The 16,421-nt window shown below is 62.9% G+C and carries 12 protein-coding genes; 6 read left to right on the plus strand and 6 right to left on the minus strand.

Annotated elements, in window-relative coordinates; translation table 11 throughout:
- The first annotated feature begins 43 nt into the window (after window positions 1-43).
- Complete coding sequence (locus AC0L3D_RS22460; protein ID WP_023800337.1) at window positions 44-994, plus strand: LysR substrate-binding domain-containing protein; 951 nt, start codon at window positions 44-46, stop codon at window positions 992-994.
- Between the two features lie 3 nt (window positions 995-997).
- On the opposite strand, the gene AC0L3D_RS22465 is transcribed toward AC0L3D_RS22460, so the two are convergent.
- On the minus strand, window positions 998-3,211 hold the full coding sequence (locus AC0L3D_RS22465; RefSeq protein WP_287225458.1) for a putative bifunctional diguanylate cyclase/phosphodiesterase: 2,214 nt from the start codon (window positions 3,209-3,211) through the stop codon (window positions 998-1,000).
- Window positions 3,212-3,326: 115 nt separating this feature from the next.
- Here AC0L3D_RS22465 and xseA point away from each other — a divergent pair, with 115 nt between their 5' ends.
- Together xseA and AC0L3D_RS22475 are read left to right on the plus strand one after the other, a co-directional pair.
- Window positions 3,327-4,892 carry an exodeoxyribonuclease VII large subunit gene (gene xseA / locus AC0L3D_RS22470; RefSeq protein ID WP_128175236.1) on the plus strand — a complete coding sequence of 522 codons (1,566 nt, stop codon included), beginning with the start codon at window positions 3,327-3,329 and terminating at the stop codon, window positions 4,890-4,892.
- 9 nt (window positions 4,893-4,901) lie between these two features.
- On the plus strand, window positions 4,902-6,035 hold the full coding sequence (locus tag AC0L3D_RS22475; protein ID WP_287225858.1) for a DmpA family aminopeptidase: 1,134 nt from the start codon (window positions 4,902-4,904) through the stop codon (window positions 6,033-6,035).
- A gap of 65 nt (window positions 6,036-6,100) precedes the next feature.
- Here the strand turns inward: AC0L3D_RS22475 and AC0L3D_RS22480 are convergent, their stop codons facing one another.
- The 5 genes from AC0L3D_RS22480 to AC0L3D_RS22500 form a co-directional block, all read right to left on the minus strand.
- A complete protein-coding gene (locus AC0L3D_RS22480) occupies window positions 6,101-6,355 on the minus strand; it encodes a DUF768 domain-containing protein (RefSeq protein WP_023800333.1) in 255 nt (84 codons plus the stop codon).
- A gap of 765 nt (window positions 6,356-7,120) precedes the next feature.
- Window positions 7,121-7,876, minus strand: a complete 756-nt coding sequence (locus tag AC0L3D_RS22485) for an ATP-binding cassette domain-containing protein (protein WP_023800331.1) — start codon at window positions 7,874-7,876, stop codon at window positions 7,121-7,123.
- Entirely contained in the window at window positions 7,869-8,921 is a 1,053-nt protein-coding gene (locus AC0L3D_RS22490) for an ABC transporter permease subunit (RefSeq protein WP_027156329.1), read from the minus strand. The genes AC0L3D_RS22485 and AC0L3D_RS22490 overlap by 8 nt, the downstream gene beginning before the upstream one ends.
- Before the next feature lie 96 nt (window positions 8,922-9,017).
- Entirely contained in the window at window positions 9,018-9,998 is a 981-nt protein-coding gene (locus tag AC0L3D_RS22495; protein ID WP_023800330.1) for an ABC transporter substrate-binding protein, read from the minus strand.
- 467 nt (window positions 9,999-10,465) lie between these two features.
- Window positions 10,466-11,371 (minus strand): sugar-binding transcriptional regulator, encoded by a 906-nt coding sequence (locus AC0L3D_RS22500; RefSeq protein WP_473645850.1) that lies wholly within the window; start codon window positions 11,369-11,371, stop codon window positions 10,466-10,468.
- Window positions 11,372-11,655: 284 nt separating this feature from the next.
- Between AC0L3D_RS22500 and AC0L3D_RS22505 the strand changes: the two genes are divergently transcribed.
- The 3 genes from AC0L3D_RS22505 to AC0L3D_RS22515 all read left to right on the plus strand — a co-directional run bounded on the left by AC0L3D_RS22505 (window position 11,656) and on the right by AC0L3D_RS22515 (window position 16,406).
- Window positions 11,656-12,561: a tagatose-bisphosphate aldolase gene (locus tag AC0L3D_RS22505; protein WP_287225455.1), complete on the plus strand. Its 906-nt coding sequence runs from the start codon at window positions 11,656-11,658 to the stop codon at window positions 12,559-12,561.
- 241 nt (window positions 12,562-12,802) lie between these two features.
- Window positions 12,803-14,269 carry an ROK family protein gene (locus tag AC0L3D_RS22510; RefSeq protein ID WP_473645852.1) on the plus strand — a complete coding sequence of 489 codons (1,467 nt, stop codon included), beginning with the start codon at window positions 12,803-12,805 and terminating at the stop codon, window positions 14,267-14,269.
- A gap of 229 nt (window positions 14,270-14,498) precedes the next feature.
- Window positions 14,499-16,406 (plus strand): putative bifunctional diguanylate cyclase/phosphodiesterase, encoded by a 1,908-nt coding sequence (locus AC0L3D_RS22515; protein ID WP_473645854.1) that lies wholly within the window; start codon window positions 14,499-14,501, stop codon window positions 16,404-16,406.
- The last annotated feature ends 15 nt before the right edge of the window (window positions 16,407-16,421 follow it).

Genomic DNA, 16,421 nt, shown 5'->3' on the forward strand with positions numbered 1-16,421 from the left:
TGTTTCTAATCTTTAACATCAACACTAGTGATGGATGGGACCGATGAAAGCGCCACTCGATCTCGATCAATTGCAGACCTTCGTCTCGATCGTCGACACCGGCAGCTTCACCCGCGCGGCGGAAGCGGTGCATCGGACCCAGTCGGCGGTGTCCATGCAGATGCGCCGGCTGGAGGAGCGGATCGGCAAGCCGCTGTTCGAAAAGGACGGGCGCACCAACAGGCTGACCGAGGAAGGCGACAGGCTGCTCTCCTACGCAAGACGGTTGCTGTTCCTCAATCGGGAAACGCTGGCCGCCTTCGACGACCGGCGGCTCGAAGGCACGATCCGAATCGGCACGCCGGACGACTATGCCGATCGCTTCCTGCCCGAGATCATGGCCCGCTTCGCCCGTTCCAACCCACGTGTCGAACTGACCGTGATCTGCGAGCCGACGCCGGGGCTGGTCGAGCATATCAAGCGTGGCAATCTCGATCTGGCACTGGTGACGCATAGTGACGCGCACGGCCAGTCGGAAGTGGTGCGGCGCGAACCGCTGCTGTGGGTGACTTCGGCCAACCATGCGACGCATGAACAGGACGTTCTGCCGATGGCCTTCGGCCGGCCGAACTGCATCTGGCGGCGGGCCGCGGTCGACGTGCTCGACCGGCAGAACCGCGACTACCGCATCCTGTTCACCAGCTTCTCGGCGACCGTCATCACCGCCGCGGTGCTTTCCGGCCTGGCGATATCGGTGCTGCCGGAATGCGCGCTGCGCCCCGGCATGCGGGTGCTGGGCGACGCCGACGGATTCGGCGCCCTGCCCGATTGCCGCATCGGCATCATGCGCGGCCAGACGTCGCGGCCGGAGATCGTCGACGCGCTGGCCCGTCACATTTCGGAAAGCCTCGACAATATTTCCGTGCCGCTCGGCGAAGAGACGGGAAGCTTCGACTTCGCAGCCTTTTCGAAGATGAAGCGGGGCAAGCCGAACCAGATCGTGCCGGGCTGGTAAGGATCAGGCGGAAACTGCTGCCGGCGTGCTGTCCTTGCCAGGCAAAAGGCCGGCCAGCCGCAGCAATTGCGCCGGCTCCAGCGGCAGCGACAGCAGATGGCCCTGAAACTCTCGGCAGCCCATGGCGACGAGCAGCGCCTTTTGCTCCTCGGTCTCCACGCCTTCCGCGGTGACGCCGACGTTAAGAGCGTCGGCAAGATCGACAAGCGCCCTGACGATCGCCGCTGAACTCTCGTCGCGGCCGAGGAGGTTCACGAAGGAGCGGTCGATCTTGAGCTTGTCGATAGCGTGGCGGCGCAGATAGTTCAGCGACGAATAGCCGGTGCCGAAATCGTCGAGCACTATGGCGATCCCCGACCGGCGCAAGGCAGCCAGAGCCGTCCTGGTCGTATCGTTGTTGTCCAACAGCACGCCCTCGGTGATCTCGAGCTGCAGGCGCCCTGGCGCCAATCCGGTCTCGGCGAGAACCGCCGCAAGCTGCTCGGCGAAACCGGCGTCGCGCAGTTGCAGCGGCGACACGTTGACGGCCACCCAAGGCAATTCGGTGCCGACAGCGAAGCGGCAAGCCTCTTGCAGCACCCATTTGCCAAGCTGGCCGATCATGCCACGTTCTTCGGCGATGGCGATGAATTGTGCCGGCGGCAAGCCACCGTGGACCTCATGTCCCCAGCGGATCAGCGCCTCGGCACCGAGGATCGTGCTGCCGTCCGCCGCAAAGATCGGCTGATACGCCAGCTTGATCCCGGTTCCGCCATTCAGGGCATGGCGAAGCTCGCTCTCAACCTGGCGCTTGCGCAACAGCAGGTCGTCCATGTCGCCGGCAAAGACCTGGTAGCGGCCGCGGCCGTTCTTCTTGGCTTCATAAAGCGCGATATCGGCCTTGCGCAGCAAGTCGTCCGCATCGGCATCCGGACCGGTCGACAATGCTATGCCGATGCTGGCGCTGACAAAAACCTGGTCGTCGGCCAGCTTGAACGGCTCCTGCAGCTTTTGAAGCAGACCCTCCGAAACATCCTCGGCGCCTCGGATGTCGTCAACATCAATCAGGATCATGGCGAACTCATCACCGCCGAGCCGTGCCACCGTGTCGACCTCCCGGATTGCCTGCTGGAGCCTCGCGGCGGTCTGGCGGACAAGCTCGTCGCCGGCAGGATGGCCAAGCGTGTCGTTGACATGCTTGAAACGGTCGAGGTCGAGATAAAGAAGCGCCACTTTGGCTGTTTCGTGACTGGCCGTGAGCAAAGCGCGCCGGAGCCGGTCCTCGAACAGCGCCCGGTTGGGAAGGCCGGTGAGCGTGTCGTGGAAGGCGAGATACTGCGCCTCGGCCTGACTGGTCTGCAGCGCCGACGATGCACGGCGGAGGCGGCGCAGCAGGAATGCCAGGACACCTGCCGCGAGCAGCGCGCCACCGATCAGGGCCGGCCCTGCCTCGCGCACAAGCGCGCTGCCGGGCCGCTCCTGATCCCAGCCGGCATAAGCCAGGATGACGCCGTGTGAGTCGACCAGCGGAATGGCAGCCCCGCCGACCGGCTGCGACAACGGCAGCAGGCGGGCGCCCGCCAACAGATATTGCCCGGCGATCTTGGCCAGCAGCGCGTCGGTGATGAAGTCCACCGAGATATGAAGGTATTCGCTGCCAGGCGTCTGGATGACGCGGTCGGAACTCGGCACCAGCGGCATGATGCTGAGGATGGCAGGTTTTCCGTCAAGCTCCACCAGATCCCCTGCGGCCAATTTGACCGGACCGCCGGCCAGGTCTTCTTTCGCCGGCTCGCGGATCAACCGGCGCACCCTTTCGACCGTGGGCAACAGAACCGGTTCATCCTCGCTGTAACGCGCCGGCGCCAGCACGTTTCCATCACGCATCGCATGGACCGGACGATCGGCGGCATCCAGTACATAGACCCGATCATGCCCATAGTAGGAATACATCCAGACGCTGATGTTATCGATCATCCAGTCCACGTTGCCGGCCTTGGCATTGATGACGGAATCGTCCCAGACTGCGATGCTTTCCTGCTCGCGATCCACCGCCGCCATCCGGTCCCGCATGCCGTTGGCGAAAAGGATTTTCTGCCGCTCGAGGGAGACGCTATCCGCCTGCACAGTGGCGTAAAAGCCAAAGCCGACGACCATGGCAAGCGCGAAAATGGCAAGCGCCATCACCGTCAGCGTGACCTGGAACGTTAATGGGCTGCGTTGAAGACGACGGCTCATGCGTCCTGGCCACTCTCTTTTCCGCACAGTCATCAGATCGGGTTAAGATCGAGTTATGACATCGGCTACGAGCGACGGCCTTGACGCCGGCCAACAACCGCCCCCCAATCGGCCAATGAGCGACGCTGCATCCGAATCACGTACCAACGCCACCGAATACACGGTCAGCGAGATTTCCGGCGCGCTGAAGCGCACGGTCGAGGACGTCTTCGGCAATGTGCGGGTGCGCGGCGAAATATCAGGCTATCGCGGACCGCATTCCTCGGGCCATGCCTATTTCTGCCTCAAGGACGACCGCGCACGGCTCGACGCCGTGGTCTGGAAGACCACGATGGGCCGGCTGAAGTTCCGCCCGGAAGAAGGCATGGAGGTGATCGCCACCGGCCGGCTCACCACCTATCCCGGAAAATCCACCTACCAGATCGTCATCGACAATCTGGAGCCCGCCGGCGCCGGGGCGCTGATGGCACTGCTGGAAGAGCGCAAGCGCCGGCTGCAGTCCGAAGGCCTGTTCGATGCCGGCCGCAAGCGCTTGCTGCCGTTCATGCCGCGCGTCATCGGCGTCGTCACCTCGCCGACAGGCTCTGTCATTCGCGACATCATCCACCGGATCAAGGACCGGTTTCCGCTGCATGTGCTGGTCTGGCCGGTGCGAGTGCAGGGCGAAACGGCCGGCGCCGAAGTGACCGCCGCCGTCAACGGCTTCAACGGACTGGCGCAGGATGGCGTCATCCCGCAGCCCGACCTGCTGATCGTGGCGCGCGGCGGCGGCAGCCTCGAGGATCTTTGGGGGTTCAATGACGAGGCGCTGGCCCGCGCCGTCGCCGCCTCGCGCATTCCGGTGATTTCCGCCGTCGGCCATGAAACGGACTGGACGCTGATCGACTTGGCGGCGGATGTGCGGGCGCCGACACCGACGGGTGCCGCCGAAATCGCCGTGCCCGTACGCGCCGACCTCGAAGTGACGCTTGCCGGCCTTGGTGCGCGGCTCAAGGCCGCGGTGTCGCGCAATTTCGAGCGCAAGCGCCAGGCGGTGCGTGCCGCCACCCGGGCGCTGCCCTCGCCCGACCAGTTGCTGGCATTGCCGCGCCGGCGTTTCGACGAGGCGACGAGCCGGCTTGGCCGAGCGCTGTCCGTCAGCGTCCAGCGCAAGCGAGCCAGGCTTCAGGCGCAGCGGCTGACGCCGGCCACCCTGTCGCGACGCATGAACGAGGCCCGCACACTGGCCGGCCGCGACCTTGGCCGCGCGCAAGCGGCGTTCTTCGCCATCGTGCGCGAGCGGCGAACGCGGTTTTCGCGCACCGCGGCGCGGCTGTCGCCGGCGCCGCTCGCAAGGCGGCAGAAATTGCAGGCAGATGCCCTGACGGCGCTGTCGCGGCGGCAGGACCGGGTGATTTCGGTGCGGCTCGAGCGTTTGCGCGGGAAACTGACCCAGGCCGACCGGCTGCTGGCGACGCTGTCGCACAAGGCGGTGCTGGCGCGCGGCTTCGCCCTGGTGAAAGATGCCGACGGCGCAGTGATCAATCAAGCGGCGGAAGTGGCGCCGGGGATGGCACTTTCGCTGGAGTTCGCCGACGGAACCGCCGATGCGGTTGCGACCAGCGGCGCGGCACGGCCGAAAACTGTTGCAAAGCCGGCCGCCAAAGCCAAGGAGCCTGGCAGCCAAGGCTCGCTGTTTTGAGTGCCGATGATTTCCGGCAATCCACATCACCAGACGACGCCTTCCGGCAGGCCGCGTGCGCGAGCCTTCGGCATTCGTTTTGACGGAACGCCCGGACCGTTCAACGCCATCACCGATGTGGCTGGCGTTGCGGTCGGTTATTCGACGCTGATTTCGGGCGAAGGTGCGCTGGTGGTCGGCGAGGGGCCGGTGCGCACCGGCGTGACCGCCATCCTGCCCAGACCGCGCGCCGAACTGGCCACGCCGGTGTTTGCCGGCATTTTCGGCCAGAACGGCAATGGCGAATTGACCGGCTCGCACATCATCGAGGAAACCGGTGCCTTCAATTTTCCGATCACCATCACCAACACGCATTCCTGCGGCGTTTCACGCGACGGCACGCTGCGCTGGATGCAGCGCGTGCTGCCGGCCGCGCTCGACAGCGGCTGGGGCCTGCCGGTGGCGGCGGAGACCTATGACGGCTTCCTGAACGACATCAATGGCCACCATCTCGGGTTTGAGCATGTCGCCGCGGCCCTCGATGGCGCGACCAGCGGATCGATCGAGGAAGGCAGCGTCGGCGGCGGCACCGGCATGATCGCCTTCGGTTTCAAGGCAGGCTCCGGCACGGCATCGCGCCTCGTCGAATGGTACGGCCGGCGCTACACGGTCGGCGCGTTCGTGCAGGCGAATTTCGGCACGCGGAGCAATTTTACCATTCGCGGCCTGCGCGCCGGGCCCGATCTCGTGGCACCGGCGATCCACGAAAGCACGCCGCGCGCCGAGAAGGGCTCGATCATCGGGATCGTCGCCACCGATGCGCCGTTGCTGCCGCATCAGATGAAGCGCTTGGCACGCCGGGTGCCGCTCGGCGTCGCCATGACCGGCGGCTTCGGCTATCACAGCTCGGGCGATATTTTCCTGGCCTTTTCGACCGCCAACCGCGAGGCGGCGATGGCGCCGTCAGGCCGCATCGCCAGCGCCGACTTTATCCCGGATACCGACATCGACCCGTTCTTCGACGCCGTGATCGGGAGTGTGGAGGAAGCTATCCTCAATGCGCTGGCCGCCAATGACGACATGACCGGGCGCGACGGCAATTTCGTGCCGGCGCTGCCAAAGGCATGGCTCAAGAGCAAATTCGGGGCTAGGCAGAGAAAGTAGAACTGTGTGGCGTGTCACGCATCGCACAGGTGAATAGACGCCTTTTGCCGGGGTCGGTCGGCAGGTCACTCGGCAGGCCTGTCCGAATTCTTTTCGTCCTGGTCGGCCTCAGCCGCCTCTTCCAGCCTCGACGCGATAAGTTCCTGAATGTCGCCGACCTCTTCCTGGATATCCTCCAGCGGTATGCCGGCCTCAGCAGCCTTCGCCGCGCATTCCTTGGCGAGGGTCTCGGCCTGCTCCTCGATCCTGTCCAGCGAGGACTGGCAGTGGACCTTTTCGCCGATCCACTCCTGCAAGAACTCGATCGCGTGTTCGCTCATGCTGCTGTTCCCTGGCGGCTGCGCCGGTTGGTAATCATAAACGCCGGCATCCCCGAAAAGATGCACGCTCCTATTCCAACCGAGTCGCCGTCACCCGGCAAGCCGATCTTGCCCAAGCTCCACAGGGCTGACGGAAATCGAAGGTTCAAGGAGCACATTCTAATTCTGAAGGAGATTCTATTTTCCTGAGCAGACTGGCACCGTTGGCTGGGATCAGGTCCCGGATCGCGCCATTGTTTCTACTTGTTATTTTCCGGCAAACCAGTCAATTTGTATGACAATAGGTATCACATTACGCGGCACGTTTGCGGCGCCATTCGCTGCGCAACCCTAGGATACGCGGCCAAAGCCGCCGCTATATAGTGACATCCTCAGGCAATGTCGACTCTGCTCGCCGACCTGCTTCTTTCCGCCGCGCCGAGCGTATCTGGATGGCATTTTGTCATCGTTGGGGCGAGCATGTTTCGCCGGAAATCGGGCGGGCGCATTGAGATGCTGAGCAGCTTGGCGCGGTAGCCGTGCCGGCGATCCTGCCGCAGTCGCTTCTCGCCGGAGAATTGCCGGCTTGGCCGGCTCGCCACTCGGGAAGCTCATTCCCTCGGGACGTGCATTGCTTCAGCAATCGAAAGTATCGGCCTAAAGCGCGTCGCGTCTGAAGGGTTTTCATGCGACACGCTTTAGGTTCTTGTTTTTATGCATGTCGTTGTCCCAAAACCGCTGCGCACCCTCGGTCAAGCCCGAGGGCAAGCTTTTGGGCGACATGCATTAGCCGCCAACCATGAGCTTGACGACTTCGTCATGATTAGTCTCCGAAATCTTGCGCTCGCCGGCCTGGATGCCGCGGCGCAGCACGACGATACGGTCGGAAACGGCGAAAATGTCCTGCAGATTGTGCGAGATGAAGATCACTCCCCGGCCTTGCGCCTTGAGCTGGTGGATGAGCGAGATGACCTTGCGCTGCTCCGGCACCCCGAGGGCCGCGGTCGGTTCGTCCATGATCAGGATCTGCGCATCCCAGTAGACGGCCCGGCCGATGGCAACGGCCTGCCGTTGACCGCCGGAGAAATTGCTGACCGGGGCGTCGAGCCGGCTGACATGGAAGTCCAGCCGCCCCATCGTCTGCTTGGCGGCGACGGCCATCGCCTTGCGGTCGAGCACCGGCAAGAAACCGAAAGCCTTGCGCATGGGTTCACGGCCGAGGAAGATATTGGCGCCGATGGATAAATTGTCGGCGAGAGCGAGATCCTGGTAAATGGTCTCGATGCCTTTTTCGCGCGCCTCCTGCGGCGTCGCGAAGGTGACCGGCTGCCCCCTCAGCAGAATTTCACCGCCGGTCGGCTGAAAGACGCCCGATATCGCCTTGATCAGCGTCGTCTTGCCGGCGCCGTTGTCGCCGGCCAGCGCCACCACTTCGCCCGGCCGCACGGCCATGGAGAAATCGTTCAGCGCCTGCACCGCACCGAAATGCTTGGAAAGGTGTCGGACTTCGAGAAGGGGGGTGGTTGGTTCGGAACTATTCATCCTGGCGAGCTCCACTGAACCGGCGCTGCGCCTGGTCGATAAGGACGGAGATAATGATGACGAGGCCGACGGCGATGAACTGCCAGAACGGCTCGACATTGACGAAAACCAGCCCGTATTGAATGACCGCGATGACCAAGGCGCCGGCGACCGTCCCGAAGATGGTGCCTGAGCCACCGAACAGGCTGGCGCCGCCGATTACCACGGCTGCCACGCTGTCCAGCAGCAAGGGCTCGCCGGCCTGGGCGGCGCCCGCGGTGAAGCGCGCTGCATAGAGCGCGCCCCCGAGGCCGGCGCACATCGCCGAAAGCACGTAGAGGCGCAGGATGTGGCCCCTGATGTCGATGCCGGCGCGGCGCGCCGCCTGCACATTGGCGCCGATGGCGTAGTTATGCTGGCCGAACCGGGTCTGGCTCAGGATGTAGTGCATCACCACGACAAAGACGGCGGCAATGATGACGAGATAAGGCACCCCGTAGAACCTGCCGTTGCCAAGCAGCGCGAACCAGGAATTCTGGACCGGCACCGTCGTGCCGCCGGCCAGCAGGAACGCAGCGCCGCGCGCCACGCCAAACATGCCAAGCGTGCCGATAAAAGGGGGAATTCTGAGGCGCGAGATCAGCAAGCCATTGATGACGCCAGGCACGCCGGCGACGATCACGGCCGCCAGAATGCCCAACATCATGGCCAGAGGCACCGGCATGGCGACGCCAGCCATATTCGTAGCGTGGGCGGCGACGACGGCCGCGAGACCCATGATGAAACCCAGCGAGAGGTCGATGCCTCCCGAAATGATGACGAAGGTCTGCCCGGTCGCCAGCAGCAACGGCGCCACGGCGAATATCGCAATGGACTGCACGTTGAACGGGTTGAGCACGAAGGTCGCGCCGAAGGAGAGCCTCGACCAGACCTCGAAACAGATGATCAGGCCCGCAAGGAACAGCCAGGCGCGCCCTTCGGCGATGCGTGCGAGCCAGCTCCTGGCCGGATCACCGTGATCCGCCTGAGGAGCGACATGCGTTTCGGTTGGTGATGTTGAAGTCATGGATGGTTCCGATCCGCAGAGCGGCCTCCGACAAACAGGGTCAAAGCGACCCGGCGCAGGTCTCCTTCCGGCAGGCCGGAAGGAGACTGGCTGGACTTATTCGGAATAGAGGTATTTCGAGATGTTCGGGTCGGCGATGTTGGCCTTGTCCATGATCGTAAAGCCGGTGCCGATCGCAACCGGGATCGACTGGCCGGTCAGATGGGCATAGGCCGACACGACGCCGAAATAGCCGATTTCCGCGGGATGCTGGGCAATCGCGACGTCGACAAGGCCAGAGTTGATGTTGTCGGCAATGCTGGTCGGCGCGTCGAACGCCACGACCTTGACGGTGCCGGTCTGCCCGGCCTGCTGGACGCCATTCGCCGCGCCAAGCGCCGAGAACAGGTTTGCGCCGAACACCCCGACGAGATCGGGATTGCGCGCGAACACAGCCTGCAGCTGCGAGGCGGCCTTATTGGCGTCATTGTCGTTGAACTGGGTTTCGAGAACGGTGATGCCGGGATGGTTGGCCGCCATCTCCTTCTTGAAGCCCTCTTCACGCTGGTCGGTGGTCGAAATGCCGGGCTTGACGTTCGAAACGTAGACCTTGCCCTTGTCGCCTATGGCCTTGGCCAATGCCCGCGCGGCGATCTCGCCGCCCAGAATGTTGTCGGAGGCAATATAGGACAGTGGGAAATCCGCCTCGCCGGCGCCGGTCTGGTAGACGCCGCTGCCGATGAAGGTGTCGACGGTGATCACCGGAATGCCGGCGTCATGGGCCTTGCGCAGGGGTTCGACCAATTGAACCTTGTCGGTCGGCGCGATCAGGATGGCATCCGGCTTCTTGGCGATGACCGCGTCAAGCACGGGGACTTGCGTTACCGGATTGAAATCCGGGGCGCCCTGGAAAACCAGGGTCACACCAAGGGCATCGGCTGCCGCCTGGGCTCCCTTGCGCATGGTGATGTAAAAGCCGTCGGTAGTAAGACCCGGAATGAGCGCAATGGTGTATTTTTTGTCCTGCGCCAATGCGGGCGTGACCAGCGCCGCTGCGCAGATGGCGAGAGCCGCCAGAGCGGCAACAATCTTCTTCATAACATCCTCCTCCTAATGTTGGCAGATTTTGCCGTTGCGAGTCGTCCCGGCTCTGTGAAGTGCTGGCGGCGAGAAGCGGGTTTCGCCTGCTTGCTGTTATGGGGCAGCCTCCTCCCAAGCGCCCCAGTCATTAAATCGACCGTCGAAACCGACCAGCCTGATGCGCAGTCCCGTTACGAGCCTCCGCAAGGTGCAGGAAACTGCGCCGCTCGGCGCGCATGCTTGCCTAGCTGCAATGTTGTAACACTTTGCTGAAAGAAATTGCAACCGCACATTTCCGGGGTCGAAACGCTTTCAAACCGGACACCATCTGTCTGCTCCGCAGAGCCCCTCCCGCAGACTATTGCCCCAACGCCTTGACGACACAACTGATGATTTCGCGGCGATGATTTCGCGGCTGCGGGTTGGGTGTCGATCGGTCTGGAATCGATCAGCTGTGCCGATGTCACGTATCGGCGTGCCCAGCATTATCGGGGCAAGAGAGCCTCGATAATGGCCTGGGCCGACTTCGTGTCCGTTACCAGAGCATTGATGAGCCTGGCGCGGACGGCACCTATGATCGCCTTCGCCTTCTCCGGCGAGGCGGCAACGCCGATCACCAGCGGGACGGCTCGAAGCTGGGCCGGCGACATTGCGATCATCCGGCCCTCCCCCTCCCACGGGATGTGTGTCCCTTCGGCGTCGAAGTAGTGGCGGATGACGTCTCCCGCCGCATGAAACAGGGCCTGTTCGCTCAGCGTGGCCGCGCTCGCTTCGGGCGGATTGATGGCATGGGGCAGGCCGATGCCGACGATCGCAACGTCGGTCCGGTCCCAAAGCGCGACGCTGTCGCGGATGGCCGCATCGCCGAGGAAGACCTTACGCAATTCGGACGACGGCAGATAGGGCGCATGGATGAAATGCGGCGTCCCGCCCAACTCTTCTGCGGCCAGCCGCACAAACTCGTTGATCTGAAAATGCGCCGCCTGCTGCTGCATGCCGCCGGTGGCAGCGACGGTAAGAACGCCAGGAATGCGCGGCAGGCCTGCCTGGATCACCTCGCGAATGGCTCGCCCCCAGCCGATGGCGACAACCTTGCCGGCCGTCAGTCCCGCTTGCTTGAGCAAGGCGCCGAGCGGCGCAGCGAGCGCCGCCAGCGCACCGGCTGACGGCGTTTCGATGACCGCCGCGTCACGCAGCCCGAGTGCCTCGACCAGTTGCGTGGTGATGCCTTCGAGGGTTGCAAGATCGAGAACCTCGATCCGCACGATGCCCTCCGCTCTCGCCCGCTGCAGGAGGCGCGATATGGTCGCGGTGGAGACGCCAAGCCGCCGCGCGATATCGACCTGCGACATGTCCGCCTCATAGTGCAGTTTGGCGACCGTATGCAGCATCGTCCGCGATGCGGCTGCATCTTGTGCGGGAGGTGCAGACAGCTTGCAATTCCTTTCAGCAATGTGTTACAGACCCATCGACCGATGGGAGTTATCGCGCAAATCCGGCTGACTCGCAACGTGGGCTGGTTTCCACGGCAGATTGCGGCCAAGGCCGAATTTCTCGGTCCGATAGCGCAGCAAAGCGGCAAAACCTCCTGTCGGGAGGCAGGTAAAACTGAACCTTTCTTGTTTCCACTGATCTGCGCCCCGGTGAATGGGCGCCAACATCGGACAGAAGACCCATGACAAAGATGACGACCGCAGAGTTGCGCGGCTACCAGCAGATATGCGGCAAGGACGGGTCGATGATGGCCATCGCCTGTGACCAGCGCGGCGGCATGCGAAGCTTGCTTGCGTCGGACCCTGAAGAACAGGCCAAGATCACCAACGACATGCTGGGCGACACCAAGTCGGACATCACGCGATACCTCGCCAGCCAGGCATCCTGCGTGCTGCTCGACCCGCTCTGCGCGGTGCCGCGGGTTGTCGATGACGGGGTGCTGAGCCGCGATACGGCTCTGCTCATCGGCCTCGACGCTTCGGGCTTCGACGTCTCGCCTGCCGGCTACCGCCTGTCGCGTCTCGTTCCCGGCATCGGCGCGCGCCGCGTGCGCGAGCTCGGCGGCACCGGCGGCAAGATCATGGTCTATCTCAGGCCCGACAGGCCTGAGGCGAACGAGCACAATGTCGCCATTCTGCGCCAATGCATCGCCGATTTCGCGCAAGAGGACCTCCTGCTCGTCGTCGAGTTCCTGACCTATCAGCTCGAAGCGGAAAGCCTTGAAGAGTATACGGCCAAGATCCCCTGGCTCGTCGAAGAGGGCACCCGTATTTCGCTGGAATGCGGGGCAAAGGTGCTCAAGCTTCCTTATCCCGGAACGCCGGAAGCCTGCGCCAGGATCAGCAGCATGGCTGGCGAGGTGCCTTGGGCGGTCCTCTCCGCCGGCGTCAACCACGCAACCTTCCTGGGCCAGGTCGAGATCGCGATGAGGAACGGCGCGTCAGGCGTCATCGCCGGCCGGTCGCTGTGGAAGGACTGCATCTCGCTCGACCGTGACATTCAGCGTGAAAGGCTCAGGACTATCGCGGTGTCGAGATTGCGCGAGCTTCAGGCGGTGATCGGAAATTACCGGCAGAAAGCCGCTTAGCACGATGACTCCGAACCGAAGGTCCGCGATGCAAAATCGTAGTCGATCTTCGAAAAGGATCATGCGCAAATCAAAGTACTATAGCGTCCTGTGCGCACCAGGATGCGCGGCGCTGTAGCTACCCGACGTTCACACCAGGCACGCACGGGACGTCATGGACCGGTTTTCGGAGAAGATCATGGTCAAACAGCAAGATAGAGCCCCATTTCGATTTAGTCGAAATGGAACAGGCTCTGGTTCGATGGCCATAGGAATCGATATCGGCGGCACCAATCTGCGCGCTGCCCGTGTTTCCGGCACGGGCGAAATCCTCGAGCGCATTTCCGAGAAAAGCGCGCCGGACCCCGAACTCGTGCTCTCCCGGATCGCCGAAATGGTACGCCGGCTCGATTGTCCCGAAGTTGCGGCCATCGGCATCGGCGTCCCCGGCCGCGTCGATGCGCGGCTTGGCGCGGTCTTGTCAGGGGGCTATGTCAACCTCGCCTCGGTCTCCCCTGCGCAACGACTGGAAAGCCTGGCGGGCAAGCCCGTGGTGATCGACAATGACTGCAACATGGCACTGGTCGCGGAAATGGCCCTCGGCGGCGCCAGAGGCCATGAAAGCATCGTCATGTTCACGATCGGGACCGGCATTGGCGGTGCCGTGGTCCAGGATCGGCGGATCGTCCGCGGCAAGGGGACGGCGGGGCAGCTCGGCCATATCACCGTCGACATATCAGGCGAAGCGTGCGTCTGCGGCCGGCGCGGCTGCTTTGAAACCACAAGCTCAGGTACCGCACTTGGCCGTCACATCGCGCGGGCAGGCCTCGGTCCGGACGTTTCGGTCGATCAGCTTTTTGCCCGGGATGCGGGCGGCGATCCCTTGGCGCGCGGTATATTGGAAGCCTGGGCCGGGCCGCTGCGTGCGGCAATCGACACGACCGTGGCCATGTTCGACCCCGACCTGGTGCTGCTCGGCGGCGGACTTGGCCTGGCGGCCCATCGGGCGCTTGCCAGGGCTCCTGCCCTAGCGCCCTGGTACCAATGCCCGGTGGAAGCGGCGCAACTGGGTGACGACGCCGGGGTCATCGGCGCCGGTCTGCAAGCGCTCGCCGAGCAACCGGCAGTTGCACAATCAGAAGTTGCAGGAGCCCCGCCAGTATCCTTGCCGACCGCCCGGCTCGATCGCACCAGGCGCGCCGTGCTCGTCAACGGCATCCCCGCCAGCGGCAAAAGCACGGTCTCGCGCGGCATCGCCGCGCACATGGGTTGGCCATTGCTGGCGCTCGATACGATCAAGAACCCGTTCCTCGAAGTGCTCGGCGGCGGCGATCGCGAATTCAACCGCATACTCGGCCGCGCCAGTTACCAGGCCATCTGGTCGGTCGTCGGCGAGGCCCCGGCGGGCGCCATATTTGTCATCGACGCCTGGTTCGGCTTCCAACCGCGCCAGGTGCTCGAGGATCACCTGCGCAGCGCCGGCGTCGAGCAGACCGCCGAGATCTGGTGCCATGCGCCCGGCGAGGTTCTGGCCGAGCGCTATCGCGCAAGGCTCGACCAGCGTCCCGCCGGCCATCCCGGCGCGGCCTACATCCCCGAGCTGATCGAACTGGCCAAGCGCGCCGAGCCGCTGCGGCGCGGACCGCTGCTTGACGTCGATACGACCAGACCGATCGCTTTCGACGCCATCACGCAATGGCTGCAGGCGACGATTGCGGCTGACAGGTAGGCAGCGCAGCCCCTAAGCACGTCGCGTTTGAACGGATGCATGCGACGCGCCTTAAGTTATTCCCGAGCGTCAGGATGCTGCCCATCCATGTTCTCTATCACCGCACAAATGAGGAGGATTCATACAAAGGCCTCGCAGAAGGCTGATACAATGAGTAGTTAACCCGTCCTTCAGTGGGCTTGCATAAGCTTACGTTGCGAATCGGCATGGGAAGCGAACCGACTGGTCTATGGCCCTAAAGAAAGAAAACGCGCTGGAGGCCAGAATCCTTCAAGATCAGCTTGCTGATCTGAAGGCCGGTCTCTTCGTATCGATGCCGATAAGCACTATGCTATCAGGCCTGATTTTGACGGTGCAGGCCTTTTCTGGCGGGGGCTTTGCCGCCGCAATCTGGTTCCTGGTTATCAATGCGATAAATGCCGCCCGCCTCGGACTCGCCCGTTATCAGCTAAACGAGACGGGGGATCAGGGCGATTTAACAGGGATTTCGCAGCGGCTTCGCTGGTTTGGCATCCTTGCTCTTCTGTCAGGGTTTGCCTGGTCCTTTCTTGCCGTCCTTACCGTTGGCTACACAACGCCGCAAGCGCCGCTGCATCTGATTATTCTGGCGGGCATCTCAGCTGGTGCGGTTACATACGGCAGTTCATATGCCGCGGCCGCGATCAACTTCATTACGCCGCCGCTTGTGATCGCGATGGGTTGCCTGTTCGCGAAAGGCAACTTTGAAGATTACATTCTGGCCTTTGCCGTTCTGCTCTTCGTGGGCGGCTTGGTTCGAGGCTCGTTTGTAGGGCAAGCCCGCTTCCGCGAAGCAAGCCGCCTGAGACATGAGGCGGAGCGGCTTGCGGCGGAAATGGAGCGCAATTCCAGGGAGGACCACCTAACGGCCCTTCTCAACAGACGGGGCCTCGAACACGCGATCAATCAGCTCGAGAATACGGACGGCCCGTTCGTTGCAATGCTGATTGATCTGGACGGCTTCAAATCTGTCAACGATACCTACGGTCACAGGACCGGTGATGAACTGCTCATCATGATCGCCCGCCGCATAGAGCAGTCAGCGCCGGCAGGCTCAACGCTCGCCCGTATCGGCGGCGATGAGTTCGTGCTGTTTTTTCCCTCACTCAGGAGTTCGCTTTCTCCCAGTACCCTCGCATCCAACATCATAGCCAGAGTCGCCAGCCCCTATCCTAAAGTCGCGTCCGTCCGGATCGGTGCATCGATCGGAATATACTTGGCTGAAAGGCCGGGGCTGACGGAAATGTTGCTGCGGGCGGATGTCGCTCTTTACACGGCCAAGCGTCGTGGCAGGAACGAATTTCGCCTGTTCGATGCCGAACTCGACAGGGAATTGCAACGTCGCCAGTCCATCGAACGCGACCTTCATTCGGCGATAGAGGCGAGAAGGGTGGCACCCTGGTTCCAGCCCATCGTAAGACTCGATACCGAGGCCGTGATCGGTTTTGAAGCCTTGCTGAGATGGTCCCATCCGATCCATGGTTCCATCTCTCCACCCGAAATCATGACAGCCGCACGCGAAACCGGAATGCTTCAACTGTTAACGCAAACGGTATTCTCCGATTGTTGCGCTCTTATCGACGGCTTGGTGAAAGCTGACCGTCGAGATGTTCGTGTGGCAATGAATGTTTCACCGCGCGAATTGGAAGCCGGCGATATCGACGACATGGTTCTGAATGGTCTGGCGGCAAAAGACCTCCCGACAACGATGTTCGAAATTGAGATTACCGAAGAATCTCCAGTGGACCCGGAAAGACTGGATGAAAAGCTCGGACGGCTTTCACATGCCGGCATTTCCATCGCGCTCGATGACTTCGGCACCGGCTTTTCCACGTTGGCATCGCTCAAGGACAGTCGGATACGCAAGGTGAAAATAGATCAAGGCTTCATCCGTGGCTTGGCCAAGTCTCGGGAGGACCGGCTGCTTGTCAAAACGGTGATCGATCTTGGTCGGGCGCTCGGGATCGATGTCATGGCCGAGGGCGTCGAAACAGAGGCGGACCGGCAAATTCTGTACAAGCTCGGCTGCAGAACTGCTCAGGGCTTCCTATTCTCCAAGGCGGTGCCGCTAAGCCAGGCGCTTGAGGTGACACTAAAAGAGCACGCCACGGAGTTGTGAGGGCACACGCCATCA

The sequence above is a fragment of the Mesorhizobium sp. WSM4837 genome, from assembly GCF_055811435.1.